Genomic DNA, 16,537 nt, shown 5'->3' with positions numbered 1-16,537 from the left:
CCGTTCGTGACCGTACCGGGACACTTCCCCCGCAACGTTTGACCGTCCCGGCCCGTCATATCAAACGAAAGCCCTGTCAGCCGACAGGCGGGTGCGTGGGGAGAACGGAACGTGAAGGCGATGCGCGGGGGATACGTGGTGGGGGCGCTCGCGGGCGCCCTGGTGCTGATGGCCACGGCCGGCTGCAGCTCCGGCGCGACCAAGTCGGACGACGCGAAGGGCGCCTCGGCCAGCTCCGGCGCGACGGCCGGTGACACCAAGCCGGCCGCCTCGACCGCGACCATCGCCATCGCCCCCGCCGACGGCACCACCGGGGTGAAGCCGACCGGCGAGGTCAAGGTGACGGCCGGCAACGGCAAGCTCACCTCGGTCAAGGTCACCGGCCCGGACGGCGTCGAGGTGCCCGGCCAGATCGGCGCCGACGGCAGCTGGGCCCCCACCGGCGCCCTCCAGGTGGCCACCGCCTACACCGTGGACGCGCTCGCCGAGGACGCCAAGGGCGCGGTCGCCAACGCGCGCTCCGGCTTCACCACCCTCACCCCCGACAAGGAGGCCGGCACCAGCGACAACATCGCCGACAACGGGGAGTACGGCGTCGGCATGATCGTCTCGGTGACCTTCAAGCGGGCGGTCAAGAACAAGGACGCGGTGCTGGGCGGCATCACCTTCGAGGCCTCCGACGGCACGACGGTCAAGGGCCACTGGTTCGGCGACAACCGGGTCGACTTCCGGCCGGAGAACTACTGGAAGCCCGGCACCAAGGTCACCATCCACTACAAGCTGAAGAACGTGGAGACCTCGCCCGGCGTCTACGGCGACGTGGACAAGGACGAGCCGTTCACCATCGGCCGCTCGCAGATCTCCACCGTCGACGTCAACACCCACAAGATGGCGGTCGTCCGGGACGGCCAGCAGGTCGACACCGTCGAGTTCACCGCCGGCAAGCCCGGCTACGACACCTGGAACGGCGTCATGGTGGTGGAGGCCAAGGAGGGCACCACCCGGATGACCTCGGCCGGCGTCACCAAGGAGGGCTCCGGCGACGAGTACGACCTGGTGGTTCCGCACGCCATGAGGTTGACGGACTCCGGCACCTACGTGCACGGCAACTCGTGGAGCGCGGGCGTGATCGGCCGCTCCAACGGCAGCCACGGCTGCATCGGCGTGACCGACACCAAGTCCGGCAGCGCGAGCGCCCCGGCGGGCAAGCTCTACGACTCCAGCCTGGTCGGGGACGTGTTCAAGGTGGTCAACTCCAAGGGCAAGACGGTCGACCCGTCCAACGGCCTGAGCGGCTGGAACACCCCCTGGGCGCAGTGGTGACGCTCGGGCGCCCGTTCGGTTGCTGACGGCATATGCCAAATGAATAGTGATCGTTTGCTCATTGTCCGTACGCACCTGCTCGCGTTCCGCAATGATGGGGCGCATGGCGGCATGGGGCGAAGCAGACCGGTCATCACTTCCACCGGCCGGCACCCGTGGTGACGATCCGTCAGGGATCGGCGCCGGCGTGGTGCTGGCCGACCTGGAGCGGCTGACGCCGGAGGAGATGGAGCACCTCTTCTTCGGCGTGCTCAGCGATCCCGACGCCGCGGAGGAAGTCCGGCTGCCCTCCCGCCCGGAGTCGGCCGGGGTGGCCCGGCGGCTGGTGCTCTCGGTGTTACGGACGTGGAAACTCCACCAGCTGCTGGAGGCGGGGGAGTTGCTCACGGGTGAACTGGTGGCCAACGCCATCCGGCACACCGGTGGTCGGATGATCGGACTGAAGGTGACCCGTCGCCCCGGCTGGCTCCGGGTCGAGGTCCGGGACTCCTCGCGCGCCCTGCCCTGCCTGATCGTCGCCCCCGAGGTCGGCTACCAGAACGGCAACGGCCTGCGCCTGGTGGAGTCGCTCGCCGACCGCTGGGGCGCCGACCTGCTGCCGCGCGGCAAGGGCGTCTGGTTCGAGATGAAGATCCGCGAACGGGCCGCCGCCGTCGCCGCTGCCACCCGCTGAACCCCTGCCCGGCCCGCCGCCTGGCATGTGAAGGTGAACTCAGCCACACGCCTTGGTTTCGATTTTGTTCGCCGGTTCATAGCGTGCGATAGTCATGCAAGTCGGGCAGAACAACCCGACACCCTCCCTCCGCCGGCACGCACCCCCTTGGCCGCCGGAGGACGCACAGGGGCCCCGGACCGCGAACAACCGCGGACAGGGGCCCCGTACCGTTTCCGGGGGCGATCAGCGGCTCAGCACTCGATGACGTTCACGGCGAGGCCGCCGCGCGAGGTCTCCTTGTACTTGATCTTCATGTCGGCGCCGGTCTCCTTCATGGTCTTGATCGCCTTGTCGAGCGAGACGTGGTGCCGGCCGTCGCCGCGCAGGGCCATCCGGGCGGCGGTGACGGCCTTCACGGAGGCCATGCCGTTGCGTTCGATGCAGGGGATCTGGACCAGGCCGCCGACCGGGTCGCAGGTGAGGCCGAGGTTGTGCTCGATGCCGATCTCGGCGGCGTTCTCGACCTGCTCGGGGGTGCCGCCGAGGACCTCGGCGAGGCCGCCGGCGGCCATCGAGCAGGCGGAGCCGACCTCGCCCTGGCAGCCGACCTCGGCGCCGGAGATCGAGGCGTTCTCCTTGAAGAGCATGCCGATCGCGCCGGCCGCGAGCAGGAAGCGGACGATCCCGTCCTCGTCGGCGCCCGGGATGAAGTTCAGGTAGTAGTGCAGGACGGCCGGGATGATGCCGGCGGCGCCGTTGGTGGGGGCGGTGACCACCCGGCGGCCGGAGGCGTTCTCCTCGTTGACGGCCATCGCGTAGAGGGTGACCCACTCCATCGCGTTGCCCGGCCCGATGCCCTCGGCGCGCAGCGCGCGGGCCGCGCTCGCGGCGCGGCGGCGGACCTTGAGCCCGCCGGGGAGGATGCCCTCGCGGGACATGCCGGCCGCGACGCACTCCTTCATGACGGCCCAGATCTCCAGCAGCCCGGCCCGGATCTCGGCCTCGGTGCGCCAGGCCTTCTCGTTCTCCAGCATCAGGCCGGAGATGGACAGGCCGGTCTCCCGGGTCAGGCGCAGCAGTTCCTCGCCGGTGCGGAAGGGGTGGCGCAGGGCGGTGTCGTCGGGCTTGACCCGGGCCTCGCCGATGGCGTCCTCGTCGACCACGAAGCCGCCGCCGACCGAGTAGTAGGTCTTCTCCAGCAGCGTCTCGCCGGAGGCGTCGTAGGCCCATAGGGCCATGCCGTTGGCGTGGTAGGGGAGGGCCTTGCGGCGGTGCAGGACCAGGTCGTGGTCCGGGTCGAACGGGATCTCGTGGCGGCCGAGCAGGCTGAGCCGCTTCTCGGCGCGGATCCGCTCGACGTCGAGGTCGGCGCGGTCGACGTCGACCGTGCGGGGGGAGTGGTTCTCCAGGCCGAGCAGGACGGCCTTGGGGGTGCCGTGGCCGTGCCCGGTGGCGCCGAGCGAGCCGTACAGCTCGGCCCGGACGGTGGCGACCCGCTCCAGCAGGCCCTCGGAGTTGAGGCGGCGGGCGAACATCCGGGCCGCGCGCATCGGGCCCACGGTGTGCGAGGAGGAGGGGCCGATGCCGATGGAGAAGAGGTCGAAGACGCTGATGGCCACGGGGTGACGTCCTTGTCCGGTCTCGTGGTGGTGGTGCTGGGTCCCGTCTCGTGGACGGGGCGCGGCATGGAACGGGGCACCGCGCGCACGTCTTCCAGTGTGCGCGGTGCCCCGGGGTTGCTCGGTGGACCGCCGGTCGGCGGCCGGACGAGCGGGGTCTTACAGCTCCGGGTAGAGCGGGTGCTTGGCGGCGAGCGCGCTCACCCGGGCCTTGAGGGCCTCGGCCTTGGCCGCGTCGAAGCCCGGCTTGAGGGCCTCGGCGATGACGTCGGCGACCTCGCGGAAGTCCGCGGCGCCGAAGCCGCGGGTGGCCAGCGCCGGGGTGCCGATGCGCAGGCCGGAGGTGACCATCGGCGGGCGCGGGTCGTTCGGGACGGCGTTGCGGTTGACCGTGATGCCGACCTCGTGCAGGCGGTCCTCGGCGTCCTGGCCGTTGAGCTCGCTGTTGCGCAGGTCGACCAGGACCAGGTGCACGTCGGTGCCGCCGGACAGCACGGAGACGCCGGAGGCGGTGACGTCGTCCTGGAGCAGGCGCTCGGCGAGGATCTTCGCGCCCTCCAGGGTGCGCTGCTGGCGCTCCTTGAACTCCTCGGAGGCCGCGACCTTGAACGCGACGGCCTTGGCGGCGATCACGTGCTCCAGCGGGCCGCCCTGCTGGCCGGGGAAGACCGCGGAGTTGATCTTCTTGGCCCACTCGGCCTTGGAGAGGATGACGCCGCCGCGCGGGCCGCCCAGGGTCTTGTGGGTGGTGGTGGTGACCACGTCCGCGTACGGCACCGGGGAGGGGTGCAGCCCGGCGGCGACCAGGCCGGCGAAGTGCGCCATGTCGACCATCAGCAGGGCGCCGACCTCGTCCGCGACCCGGCGGAACTCGGCGAAGTCCAGCTGGCGCGGGTAGGCGGACCAGCCGGCGATGATCAGCTTGGGCTGGTGCTCCTTGGCGAGGCGCTCGACCTCGGCCATGTCGACCTGGCCGGTCTTCTCGTCCACGTGGTACGCGGCCACGTTGTAGAGCTTGCCGGAGAAGTTGATCTTCATGCCGTGGGTCAGGTGACCGCCGTGGGCCAGGTTCAGGCCCAGGATGGTGTCGCCCGGCTGGATCAGCGCGAACATCGCCGCGGCGTTCGCCTGCGCGCCGGAGTGCGGCTGCACGTTGGCGTGCTCGGCGCCGAACAGCTCCTTGATCCGGTCGATGGCGATCTGCTCGACCACGTCGACGTGCTCGCAGCCGCCGTAGTACCGGCGGCCGGGGTAGCCCTCGGCGTACTTGTTGGTGAGCACCGAGCCCTGGGCCTCCATGACCGCCACCGGGGCGAAGTTCTCGGAGGCGATCATTTCCAGGGTGGTCTGCTGGCGGTGCAGCTCGGCGTCGACCGCGGCGGCGATCTCCGGGTCGAGCGCGTGGAGGGACTGGTTCAGGACCGTCATGAGGGGGTCTCCCGGTCAGGCGCCGGTGAAGGCGGTGTAGCCGTCGGCGTCGAGCAGCTCGTCGGTCGCCTCGACCCGGACCTTGAACAGCCAACCGCCCTCGAAGGGCTCCGAGTTGACCAGGGCCGGCTCGTCGATGACGGCCTGGTTGACCTCGGTGACCACGCCGGTGGCGGGGGAGTAGAGGTCGCTGACCGACTTGGTGGACTCAAGCTCGCCACAGGTCTCACCCGCGGTGACGGTGTCACCCACCGCAGGGAGCTGGACGTAGACGATGTCGCCGAGGGCGTCGGCCGCGTGCGCGGTGATGCCGACCGCCGACACCCCGTCCACGGCGGCGGTCAGCCACTCGTGCTCCTTGGTGTACTGCAGGTGCGTGGGGTTGCTCATGACGTCATTCTCCAGGATCGCGGGAGGGGAGGGCGCGGCCGTCCGCTGGGCGGACGAACCGGAAAAGGACTGTTCCGAAGGGGCGCGGGGGTCAGCGGGCGCGCTTGTAGAACGGCAGCGCGACGACCTCGACCGGCTCGGCCTTGCCGCGCACGTCCACCGCGACGGCGGTGCCCGGCTCGGCGTGGGCGGCGTCCACGTACGCGATGGCGATCGGCTTGCCCAGGGTCGGGGACGGCGAGCCGGAGGTGATCCGGCCGATCACGGCGCCCTCGGCGTCCACCACGGAGTACTCGGCGCGCGGGACGCGCTTGCCCTCGGAGACCAGGCCGACCAGCTTGCGGGGAGGGTTGGCCTCGGCCTGCGCCGCGGCCTCCTCCAGGGCCTTGCGGCCGACGAAGGCACCGTCGTTGGTGGTCTTGTCGAAGCGCACCACCCGGCCCAGGCCCGCGTCGAACGGGGTCAGTTCGGTGGACAGCTCGTGCCCGTACAGCGGCATGCCGGCCTCCAGGCGCAGCGTGTCGCGGCAGGACAGGCCGCACGGGACCAGGCCCTCGGCGGTGCCGGCCTCGGTCAGCGCGGTCCACAGGTGCTCGGCGTCGGCGGGGGCGCAGAACACCTCGAAGCCGTCCTCGCCGGTGTAGCCGGTGCGGGCCAGCCAGACCTGGCGGCCGGCCACGGTGGCGGGCAGCAGGGCGTAGTACTTGAGGCCGGGCAGGTCGGCGTCGGTCAGCTTGGCCAGGATGCCGTTGGCCTCCGGGCCCTGGACGGCGAGCAGCGCGTAGGCGTCCCGGTCGTCGCGGACGACGGCGTCGAAGCCGGCCGCGCGCTCGGTCAGCGCGTCCAGCACCACCTGGGCGTTGGAGGCGTTGGCGACCACCAGGTACTCGTCCTCGGCGGTGCGGTAGACGATCAGGTCGTCCAGGATGCCGCCGTCCTCGCGGCAGATCATGGTGTAGCGGGCGCGCAGCACGCCGAGCGCCGAGATGAAGCCGACCAGCGCGTGGTCGAGCAGCTCGCCGGCCTGCGGGCCGGAGACGGTGATCTCGCCCATGTGCGAGAGGTCGAACAGGCCGGCCCGGGTGCGGACCGCGAGGTGCTCCTCGCGCTCGCTGCCGTAGCGCAGCGGCATGTCCCACCCCGCGAAGTCGGTCATGGTGGCGCCGAGCGAGCGGTGCAGCGCGTCGAGCGCGGTCAGGCGGAGGGACACGACAGGACTCCCGGGATCTGGAAACGGGCAGGCTGGGGCGAATCTCCCCCATCTGTCGTCGAACCTGAGAGCTTCGCCGCCTCCTGACAAGGATGGCGGCTTGCACCGTGGGTGGGCGCACGGCGCGGCCGTGTCCACTTTCCAGATCTGCCTAGCCCGGGCGGTAGGGGTGCCTGAGAGATTCCGGGGAGGACTTGCTCCTTCGGCGCCGGTCGCGGCCTGAGCAGGCCGTTCCGGCTCTCCCGCGCGGGTTCGAGCGGCCGGTATGAAGTTTGGGCGGGCCCATCATGGCATGCCGGGGGCACCCGGTGGGAGAGGGGCCCGGTCACACCCGCGCACGGGGGGCGCCCGCGCGCCGCTAACCTGATCGCAACCGCGGATGTGGAGGGGCGAGATGGGGTTCCCGCTGGACGGGGCGCTGGAGGGCGGGGCCTGGCCGGCCAACGAGCTGGAGCAGGTGCTGACGGCCGCGCTCGGCGACCCCGGGGCGACGCCCCGGGTGATCGAGGTGCTGGCCCGCAGCCAGGTGTGGATCCCGCTGCCGTCCGGCACCGCGCCGGACGCCGACTCGCTGGACCTGCCGACGCTGGAGCTGGCCGGCGCGCCGTACGTTCCGGTGTACTCCTCGCAGGAGCAGTACCTGCAGCACTGCCCGGGCATCCCGTTCGCGATCGCCCCGATGTGGGAGTTCGCCCGCGGGCTGCCGCTGGGCATCGGCATCGCGGTCAACCCGGAGGCGCCGGTGGGCATCCCGGTGCCGCCGGAGGGCGTCGGCGAGCTGCGGCGCGGGCCGCGCGGCGAGCAGTGGGAGGCGCAGGGGGTGGCCGAGGGCGCCCGGGTGGCGCTCAAGGAGCCCGAGCCGCACCAGGAGCCGTACGCCTTCCTGGCCGCCGCGACCGGCGAACTCGTCGCGCTGCCGGGCGTCCTGACGGCCCGTCGGGCGCTGGCCCGGGTGGAGGGCGAGGCGACCCTGCTGTACGTCGGCGTGCAGCTGGACCCGGCGGCCCCCGCCGACCCGGCCGAGGTGAACACCGCGCTGGGCCGGGCGCTCGGAACCGCGCCGCCCAGCTGGGGCGTCCACCTGGTGCTGCTCGACCTGGTGGCCGACCCGGTGGTGGAGTGGATGCTGGGGCGGGTGCAGCCCTTCTACGTGCGGCCGTGACGGCGGATCCGGTCCGGCGCGCGGGGCCGGCGGCATGACGGCCGCCGGGTCCGCCCCATAGGGTTGCCCGGTACACCGGAGCACGGCGGAACGGACGACAGAGAGTAGGGCGGCGACGTGACGGGAGCGGTCGGCGACCCGGGGGCGGTCGAGCGCGCCCTCGCAGCAGTCGCACCGGAACGCTGGGAGGCGTACGAGGGGCTGCTGCGCGCCCTGGCCGGCGGGCAGGTCTGGATGCTGCTGTGGCACGGCAGCCCCGGCAGCCCGGACGCCCAGTACGGGAACATGGACGTCGGCGGGCACGGCTACGCGCCCTGCGCGACCTCCCCCGGGCAGCTCGCCGCCAGCGGCTGGACGCGCGCCCACGAGGTGGTCTCCGGGCCGGAGATCGCCGCCTCGCTGTACCGCTCGCGCTGGGGCCTGTGGCTCGACCCGCACCGCCCCGGCGGCGGCGTCGGCGTGCCCTGGGCCGACCTGCGGCGGATCGCGCTCGGCCTGGACCGGCTGCCGGCCGGCCCGCTGCGGATCTCCGAACCCCCGGTGCAGGGCTCGCCGTTCTTCTCCGTGCTGGAGCAGCAGGCGGGCGAGGTGCGGCCGCTGCGCTCGCTGCGCCGGGCCTGGGTGCAGCCGGTGCTGGGCGAGGGCTACCTGGCGATCGGGCTGGACCTGTACGACGCCTCGCCGCCCTCCGTGGAGGCGGCCCGGGCGCTGGTGCAGCGGGCCGCCGCGCAGGCGCCCGACGGGCCCGGCGTGTCCACCGTGATGATGGCGGACGAGTACGACCCGGTGGCGATGTGGATGTGGGCCAACGCCCGGCCGTTCTTCGACCGGCAGGGCGCCCCGCAGGCCCAGCCCACCGGCTTCGGTTACGCAGCGCAACCACCGGCCGGGCCCACCCAGGGGTGGCCGCAGGCGCCCTGGCCGGGTTATCCGGGCCGTTGAACCTACCCTGACGCTCCGTCGAAAAACCCCCGCCCCGACCTTTTCCCCGGTCGGCGGGGGTTTTTTGCCACCTCATGATCTACGCGCGCCATCCCTTGTGCCACCTGGCGTTTTCCCGCCAGTGGCGGGGTGTCGTCAGTGCGCCCCTTGACGGACACGTAACAGCTGTGTGAAGAGCGATATGCGCGCGCAACGGAAGTGCATGCGGACAGATCACAGTTAGGCATCCTTCGGCATGGGGGTCTTCCGCCGGGTACGTCCCATGACAGAGAGTGCTGCGCAATGCGGAGCGCGAGCCGAACCTCACGAAGGTGAACGCGCCCCCGCCAGAGCATGAACCGCACGACGCGTTTCTCCGTGCGGCAGCACCGTGCACTTCGGAGCCCCTCCCCGCCGGGGAGCGGCCCCGCTCGGCGACCTCCGACCCGGAGGCGACCCGGGGGAACCCGCACCACCAGCAACGCCCTGCTTGCTCAACGCACTTCTGCACCGCCGCATCGGCGTCCGGCACCACCGAACCGCTCTGCACTTCCGCACCGCACGCGACTCCGTGGGCCGGCCACCGTCGGCGAGGGGAACGAACTGACTCATGACCACACCCACCGAGACCTCGGGTCCGGCGGCCGGCGCGCAGCCTGACGGCTCGTCAACCACCGAGCCGCCCAAGAAGATCGAGGGACGCTCACCCGGCCGCATCGCCTGGGAGCGCCTCAAGCGCGACAAGGTCGCCCTGGCCGGCGGCGCCGTGGTGATCCTGCTGATCCTGGCGGCCGTCCTGGCACCGGTGCTCACCGCGCTGTTCGGACACCCGGTCGACGAGCCGCACCCGGACCAGATCAACCCCGACCTGGGCCTGCCCAAGGGCTCGTTCGGCGGCATCAGCGGCGACTACCTGCTCGGTGTCGACCCGACCTTCGGCCGCGACGTGTTCTCCCGGATCCTCTACGGCGCCCGGATCTCGCTGCTGGTCGCGCTCGGCGCGGCCGTGGTGGCGATCACCATCGGCGTGGTGCTGGGCATCATGGCCGGCTACTTCGGCGGCTGGGTGGACTCGGTGATCAGCCGGGTGATGGACGTCCTGCTGGCCTTCCCGCAGCTGCTGTTCAGCATCGCCCTGGTGTCGGTGATCCCCAACTCGGTGCTGGGGCTGGGCGACACGACCGTGCGCGTGATGGTGCTGATGACGGTGATCGGCTTCTTCGGCTGGCCGTACATCGGACGCATCGTCAGAGGCCAGGCGATGTCGCTGCGCGAACGCGAGTTCGTCGACGCCGCCCGCAGCCTCGGTGCCGGCCGCGCGCACATCCTGTTCCGCGAACTGCTGCCCAACCTGGTGGCGCCGATCCTGGTCTACACGACCCTGATCATCCCCACCAACATCCTGAACGAGGCGGCGCTCAGCTTCCTCGGGGCCGGCGTCCGGCCGCCCACCCCGTCCTGGGGGCAGATGCTCTCGGACGCGGTGGGGATCTACCAGGCGGATCCCACCTACATGGTGATCCCCGGTCTCGCCATCTTCATCACCGTGCTCGCCTTCAACCTCTTCGGTGACGGCCTGCGTGACGCTCTCGACCCCAAGGGCAACTGAGCCCGCAATTCTGGAGGTTCCCCAACCCATGAAGCGAAACAGGACGCTCGCGGCCGCCGCACTGGTGGTCACCCTCGCCCTCACCACCGCCGCGTGCGGCGGCAGCAAGGGCGGCGGCACGGGCGGCGACAACGCCTCCGGCAAGGCCGGTGCGGCGGGCTTCAACGCGGCGGCCGAGAAGAAGGTGAACCCGTCCGACAAGAAGGGCGGCACCCTCAACCTCTGGACCACCACCGACGTGGACTCGCTCGACCCCGGTCGCGCGTACTACGCCTCGGTGTGGAACTACGAGCGCTTCTACACCCGCACCCTGCTCGCCTTCGACGGCAAGCCGGGCAAGGAGGGCCTGCAGCTCGTCCCCGACCTGGCCTCGGCCAAGCCGGAGATCTCCGCCGACGGCAAGACCTACACCTTCAAACTGAAGCCGGGCCTGAAGTTCGAGGACGGCTCGGTCATCACCTCGAAGGACATCAAGTACGGCATCGAGCGCATCTTCGCGCAGGACGTCATCTCCGGCGGCCCGACCTACCTGATGAACGAGCTGGACCAGGGCCAGGGCTACAAGGGCCCCTACACCGACAGCGACCCGAACAAGCTCGGCCTGAAGTCGGTGCAGACCCCGGACGACACCACCATCGTCTTCACCCTGGCCAAGCCGAACTCCGACTTCCCGTACCTGCTGGCCATGGGCTCCGCCGCCCCGGTCCCGCAGAAGCTGGACACCGGTGCCCAGTACGGCCAGAAGCCGGTCTCCTCCGGCCCGTACAAGTTCAAGTCGGTCGAGCCGGGCAAGGAGTACGAGCTCGTCCGCAACGAGAACTGGGACCCGGCCTCCGACCCGTTCCGCAAGGCGCTGCCGGACACCGTCAAGCTGACCGTCACCACCAACGCGGACGACATGGACTCCCGCCTGCTGGCCGGCACCGCCGACCTCGACTGGGCCCAGACCGGCCTGTCGCAGGCCGCCCAGGTCAAGGTGCTCCAGGACCAGTCGCTCAAGGCCAACACCGACGACCCGTACAACGGCTTCATCCGGTACATCACGATGGCCCCGTCGGTCGCCCCGTTCGACAACCAGCACTGCCGCAACGCGGTGCTCTACGCGGCCGACACCACCGCCCTGCAGACCGCCCGCGGCGGCTCGGTGGCCGGTTCGCTGTACGGCTCGATGCTGCCCCCGAACATCCTCGGCTCCGACGACTACGACCCGTTCGGCCTGACCAAGGGCAAGCCGAACCTGGACAAGGCGAAGGAAGAGCTGAAGGCCTGCGGCAAGCCGGACGGCTTCAAGACCACCATCGCGGTGCGCGGCAACAAGCCGAAGGAGGTCAACTCCGCGGTGGCGCTGCAGACCGCGCTGAAGGCCGTCAACATCGACGTCACCGTCGACCAGTACGACGGCAAGCTGATCTCCTCGGTGATCGGCGCGCCCGACGTGGTCAAGTCCAAGGGCTACGGCCTGATCGTGATGGGCTGGGGCGCCGACTACCCGACCGGCTCCGGCTACCTGCAGCCGCTGGTCGACGGCCGCTTCATCACCCAGAACGGCAACAACAACTACGCCGAGATCAACGACCCGGAGATCAACGGCTGGTTCGACCAGGCCGCCCAGGAGACCGACCCGGCCAAGGCCGCCGACCTGTACAAGAAGATCAACCACAAGGTGGTCGACGGCGCCTACTACCTGCCGATGGTCGCCGACAAGGCCCTGAACTGGCGCAACCCGCGCCTGACCAACGTCTACATCTCCGACGCCTTCGGCGAGGTGGACTTCCAGGCGCTCGGCGTCTCCGACGGCAAGTGACCTGACCTCCCCTAGTTCGCACCGCTAGTCCGAAGGGCAGGTGAAGGCCCTGCCCGGGCCGGCCGCGGCGCCCCCACCGGGGCGTCCGGCCGGCCCGCGGCAGGGCCGACCGCAGTGCTCGTGTATCTCGTCAGGCGACTGATCAACGTCGCCTTCATGCTGTTGGTGGTCGCCGCGGTGACCTTCGGCATCTTCTTCATGGTGCCGAAACTCACCGGAACCGATCCCGCGATGCTCTACGTGGGCAAGATCGCGGACAAGGCGGCGGTCGAGGGAATCCGCCACAAGATGGGCCTCGACAAGTCGATCATCGAACAGTTCTGGCTCTTCCTGCGCGGGGTGTTCGCCGGCCGCGACTACAACGCCGGCACCGACATGACCCACTGCGCGGCCCCCTGCCTGGGCTACTCGTTCAAGACCGAGCAGGCGGTCTGGCCGCTCCTGCTCAACCGGGTCGGCGTCGACGTCTCGCTCGCGGTCGGGGCCTCCGTGCTCTGGCTGGTCTTCGGCACCGCCACCGGCGTCATCTCGGCGCTGCGCCGCGGCACCGCGCTGGACCGCATCACCATGACCGTCGCGCTGGCCGGCGTCTCGCTGCCGATGTACTTCACCGGCCTGGTCGCGCTCGCGCTGTTCGTCAACCAGCTCGGCTGGTTCCCCAACAGCTACACCGACTTCGCGGACGATCCGGTCTCCTGGTTCCAGGGGCTGGTGCTGCCATGGGTGACCCTGGCGTTCCTGTTCGCCGCGACGTACGCCCGACTCAGTCGGGCCACCCTGCTGGACGTCCTCGGCGAGGACTACATCCGCACCGCGCGGGCCAAGGGCCTCAAGGAACCGGTGGTCATCGGCAAGCACGCCATGCGCTCCACGCTGACCCCGATCCTGACCATCTTCGGCATGGACCTCGGCGGCCTGCTCGGCGGCGCCGTGCTCACCGAGAAGACCTTCAACCTGCGCGGACTCGGCTACGAGGCGGTCACCTCGATCCAGTCCAGCGACCTCCCGGTGATCATGGGCGTGACCCTGTTCGCCGCGTTCTTCATCATCATGGCCAACCTCGTGGTGGACATGCTGTACGCCGTCGTCGACCCGCGGGTGAGGCTGACATGAGCAACACCGACAAGCCCAACCTGGCCGACAAGCCCTTCCTGTCGGTCCGCGACCTGAAGGTGCACTTCCCGACCGACGACGGACTGGTCAAGTCCGTCAACGGGCTCAGCTTCGACCTGGAGCGCGGCAAGACCCTCGGCATCGTCGGCGAGTCCGGCTCCGGGAAGTCCGTCACCTCGCTGTCGATCATGGGACTGCACCGCACCGGCACCAAGCGCGGCGCCCCGCAGATCACCGGCGAGATCTGGCTCGACGGCGAGGAGCTGATCGCGGCCGGCCCCGACCGGGTGCGCAAGCTGCGCGGCCAGAAGATGGCGATGATCTTCCAGGACCCGCTGACCGCGATGCACCCGTACTTCACGGTCGGCGCCCAGATCGTCGAGGGCTACCGGGCCCACCACCCCGGCGCCTCCAAGAAGGAGGCCCGCACCCGGGCGGTCGAGATGCTCGACCGGGTCGGCATCCCGCAGCCCGACAAGCGGGTCGACAACTACCCGCACGAGTTCTCCGGCGGCATGCGCCAGCGCGCCATGATCGCGATGGCGCTGGTCAACGACCCCTCGCTGCTGATCGCCGACGAGCCGACCACCGCCCTCGACGTCACCGTCCAGGCGCAGATCCTCGACCTGATCCGCGACCTGCAGAAGGAGTTCGGCTCGGCGGTCGTCATCATCACCCACGACCTGGGCGTGGTCGCCGAACTCGCCGACGACATCCTGGTCATGTACGGCGGCAAGCCCGTCGAGCGCGGCCCCGCCGCGACCATCTTCGAATCCCCCGAGCACCCCTACACCTGGGGCCTGCTCGGCTCGATGCCCCGCCTCGACCGGGAGCTCCAGGACCGGCTGATCCCGGTCAAGGGCACCCCGCCGAGCCTGATCAACGTGCCGTCCGGCTGCGCCTTCCACCCGCGCTGCCCGTACGCCGAGCTCACCGGCGGCCGCTCCACCAGCGAGGTGCCCGTGCTCGCCGAGGCCGCGCCCCGGCACCACGCCGCCTGCCACCTGCCGATCGCCGAACGCCACCGGATCTTCACCGAAGAGATCGCGCCCCGGCTGTGAGCACGTACCACCCATTTGGAGAGCAGCGATGACGGACAGTCAGGCGGCGGTGCCGCAGCTCGAGAAGGTGCCGGCCCAGGCGCCCGGGCCCGACCGCGAACCCCTGCTGAGGGTCACCGGACTGACCCGGCACTTCCCGGTCACCAAGGGCCTGCTGAAGCGCCAGGTCGGCGCGGTGCGGGCGGTCGACGGCATCGACTTCACGGTCAACGCCGGCGAGACCCTCGGCGTGGTCGGCGAGTCCGGCTGCGGCAAGTCCACCATGGGGCGCCTGGTCACCCGGCTCGACGAACCCACCGGCGGGAAGATCGAGTTCGACGGCAGCGACATCACCCACCTGGGCGTCGCGGCGATGCGCCCGTACCGCCGCGACATCCAGATGATCTTCCAGGACCCGTACTCCTCGCTGAACCCCCGGCACACCATCGGCACCATCGTCGGCGCGCCCTTCCGGCTGCAGAAGATCAGCACCGAGCACGGCGTCAAGCGGGCCGTCCAGGACCTGCTGGAGCTCTGCGGCCTCAGCCCCGAGCACTACAACCGCTACCCGCACGAGTTCTCCGGCGGCCAGCGCCAGCGCATCGGCATCGCCCGCGCCCTGGCGCTGCGCCCCAAGATGATCGTGGCCGACGAGCCGGTCTCCGCGCTGGACGTCTCCATCCAGGCCCAGGTGGTCAACCTGCTGGACGACCTCCAGAAGGAGCTCGGCCTCACCTACCTGATCATCGCGCACGACCTCTCGGTGGTCCGGCACGTCTCCGACCGGGTCGCGGTGATGTACCTCGGCAAGGTGGTGGAGATCGCCGACCGGGACGCCCTCTACGCCCGGCCGATGCACCCCTACACCAACGCCCTGATGTCCGCGGTGCCGGTGCCCGACCCGCGCCGCAAGGAGCGCCGCGAGCGCATCCTGCTCACCGGCGACGTGCCCTCCCCGCTCAACCCGCCGTCCGGCTGCCGCTTCCGCACCCGCTGCTGGAAGGCCCAGGACGTCTGCGCGAGCGAGCAGCCGCCGCTGGCCACGGTGTCGACCGGGCACCAGGTGGCCTGCCACTTCCCGGAGAACGCGGGCGAGTAGTTCGTCGTTCGAGGGTTCGAGAGTCCGTCCGGCGAGGGGGTTCCCCCGCCGGGCGGACTCCGTCGTTCGTGCGGGCCGGCGGGACTGACGGTGGCGGGTGGCAAGGTGAGGGGCATGCTGGAGATCGCGGTGCAGGACAGGTCGGGGCGGGTCGGCGTCCGGTTCTCGGAGGACGGACTCCGGGACCTGGTACGGGACATGGGGCAGTGGAAGGGCGCCTTCCTGGTGCTCCAGCGGGTCCCCGACCTGCCCGACACCTACGCGCAGGCGTGCCCGGAGCACGGCGCCTGGACGGTCGAGTACCGGGACGGCGCGCAGTCGCGCCACTTCGGGGCGCGGGTGACCGAGCTGGAGCGGGTCGCCGAACTGCTGGTCGGCTGGGCCCGGCAGGACCCGGACTGGGCGGCGGGGGAGGAGTGGGAGCGGATCGACTTCGGGCCCGACCCGGAGCCCGCGCCGCTCGAACTGCCGGAGGAGGACGAGGCGAGCCTGCTGGAGGAGCTGCGGCGCCAACTCGCGGGCGGGTACGCCACGTTGGACGGGCTGGCCGAGACCGCGCAGGAGTACCTCGTCCGGGACGGGCACCGGCCGGTCGGCGAGGAGCAGGCCAAGCAGCTGGCCGACCGGCTCTGGCTGGAGCGGGTCGCCGAGCAGCGCACCTGGACCGGCGAGACCGACCCGGAGCGGCTGGCCCGGGCGTTCGGCGCGCTGGAGGCGGCCGGGATCACCGCCCGGGAGAACTTCACCTGCTGCAGCAGCTGCGGCAACAGCGAGATCGGGGCGGAGAACCCGGAGGCCCGCGGCTTCGTCTACTTCCACTCCCAGAGCACCGGCCACGCCGCCGAGGGCCACGGCCTGTCGCTGCACTACGGCGGCTTCGACGGCTCGCCCGGGACCACCGCCGCGGTCGGCCACGAGGTGGCGGCCGCCCTGCGCGCCGTCGGCCTGACGGTCCGCTGGGACGGCGACCCGTCGCGGGCCGTCGAGGTGACCGGCCTGGACTGGCGGCGCCGGCTGGTCGGCTAGTACCGGGGGTGCGCCGGACGCGGCACCGGCCTCCGCAGGGCAGGCTGTCCTTCGTCCGGCGCAGCCCCCGGCCGGAGCTGTTGCCGGGGGCGGGGGCGGTGCCTTGACTGGAGCGGAATGTCCCGGCTCCCGTGCGAG

At 71.2% G+C, this 16,537-nt stretch carries 14 protein-coding genes and 1 riboswitch; of the genes, 10 read left to right on the top strand and 4 right to left on the bottom strand.

From position 1 onward, the window contains the following. Positions 1–120: 120 nt before the first annotated feature. A complete protein-coding gene (locus IH44_RS0119325) occupies positions 121–1,323 on the top strand; it encodes an Ig-like domain-containing protein (protein ID WP_051817070.1) in 1,203 nt (400 codons plus the stop codon). A 187-nt stretch (positions 1,324–1,510) separates the two neighbouring features. Further along, positions 1,511–1,996 carry an ATP-binding protein gene (locus IH44_RS0119320; protein ID WP_369794973.1) on the top strand — a complete coding sequence of 162 codons (486 nt, stop codon included), beginning with the start codon at positions 1,511–1,513 and terminating at the stop codon, positions 1,994–1,996. A 233-nt stretch (positions 1,997–2,229) separates the two neighbouring features. On the opposite strand, the gene IH44_RS0119315 is transcribed toward IH44_RS0119320, so the two are convergent. The 4 genes from IH44_RS0119315 to gcvT all read right to left on the bottom strand — a co-directional run bounded on the left by IH44_RS0119315 (position 2,230) and on the right by gcvT (position 6,625). Further along, complete coding sequence (locus tag IH44_RS0119315) at positions 2,230–3,597, bottom strand: L-serine ammonia-lyase (protein ID WP_030460866.1); 1,368 nt, start codon at positions 3,595–3,597, stop codon at positions 2,230–2,232. 159 nt (positions 3,598–3,756) lie between these two features. Further along, entirely contained in the window at positions 3,757–5,025 is a 1,269-nt protein-coding gene (gene glyA, locus IH44_RS0119310) for a serine hydroxymethyltransferase (protein ID WP_030460865.1), read from the bottom strand. Positions 5,026–5,040: 15 nt separating this feature from the next. Further along, entirely contained in the window at positions 5,041–5,415 is a 375-nt protein-coding gene (gene gcvH / locus IH44_RS0119305) for a glycine cleavage system protein GcvH (protein WP_030460864.1), read from the bottom strand. A 91-nt stretch (positions 5,416–5,506) separates the two neighbouring features. Continuing rightward, complete coding sequence (gene gcvT, locus IH44_RS0119300) at positions 5,507–6,625, bottom strand: glycine cleavage system aminomethyltransferase GcvT (protein WP_030460863.1); 1,119 nt, start codon at positions 6,623–6,625, stop codon at positions 5,507–5,509. A gap of 151 nt (positions 6,626–6,776) precedes the next feature. Then, positions 6,777–6,880: riboswitch (glycine riboswitch) on the bottom strand. Between the two features lie 139 nt (positions 6,881–7,019). On the opposite strand from gcvT, the gene IH44_RS0119295 reads away from it, so the two are divergent. The 8 genes from IH44_RS0119295 to IH44_RS0119260 all read left to right on the top strand — a co-directional run bounded on the left by IH44_RS0119295 (position 7,020) and on the right by IH44_RS0119260 (position 16,399). Further along, entirely contained in the window at positions 7,020–7,787 is a 768-nt protein-coding gene (locus IH44_RS0119295; protein WP_030460862.1) for an enhanced serine sensitivity protein SseB, read from the top strand. A 117-nt stretch (positions 7,788–7,904) separates the two neighbouring features. Next, positions 7,905–8,729, top strand: coding sequence for an enhanced serine sensitivity protein SseB C-terminal domain-containing protein (locus IH44_RS0119290; RefSeq protein ID WP_030460861.1), 825 nt, complete (start codon positions 7,905–7,907; stop codon positions 8,727–8,729). A 589-nt stretch (positions 8,730–9,318) separates the two neighbouring features. Continuing rightward, complete coding sequence (locus IH44_RS0119285) at positions 9,319–10,317, top strand: ABC transporter permease (protein WP_030460860.1); 999 nt, start codon at positions 9,319–9,321, stop codon at positions 10,315–10,317. Positions 10,318–10,345: 28 nt separating this feature from the next. Beyond that, positions 10,346–12,121, top strand: a complete 1,776-nt coding sequence (locus IH44_RS0119280; protein ID WP_030460859.1) for an ABC transporter substrate-binding protein — start codon at positions 10,346–10,348, stop codon at positions 12,119–12,121. A gap of 114 nt (positions 12,122–12,235) precedes the next feature. Then, on the top strand, positions 12,236–13,234 hold the full coding sequence (locus IH44_RS0119275) for an ABC transporter permease (protein WP_030460858.1): 999 nt from the start codon (positions 12,236–12,238) through the stop codon (positions 13,232–13,234). Continuing rightward, positions 13,231–14,295, top strand: coding sequence for an ABC transporter ATP-binding protein (locus IH44_RS0119270; RefSeq protein ID WP_030460857.1), 1,065 nt, complete (start codon positions 13,231–13,233; stop codon positions 14,293–14,295). The genes IH44_RS0119275 and IH44_RS0119270 overlap by 4 nt, the downstream gene beginning before the upstream one ends. Before the next feature lie 28 nt (positions 14,296–14,323). Next, entirely contained in the window at positions 14,324–15,373 is a 1,050-nt protein-coding gene (locus tag IH44_RS0119265; protein WP_030460856.1) for an ABC transporter ATP-binding protein, read from the top strand. A gap of 114 nt (positions 15,374–15,487) precedes the next feature. Next, positions 15,488–16,399: a hypothetical protein gene (locus tag IH44_RS0119260; protein ID WP_030460855.1), complete on the top strand. Its 912-nt coding sequence runs from the start codon at positions 15,488–15,490 to the stop codon at positions 16,397–16,399. Positions 16,400–16,537 lie beyond the last annotated feature (138 nt).

It is taken from the genome of Kitasatospora sp. NRRL B-11411 (assembly GCF_000721345.1).
GTDB lineage: Bacteria > Actinomycetota > Actinomycetes > Streptomycetales > Streptomycetaceae > Kitasatospora > Kitasatospora cineracea.
This window is presented reverse-complemented; position numbering and strand designations above follow the sequence as displayed.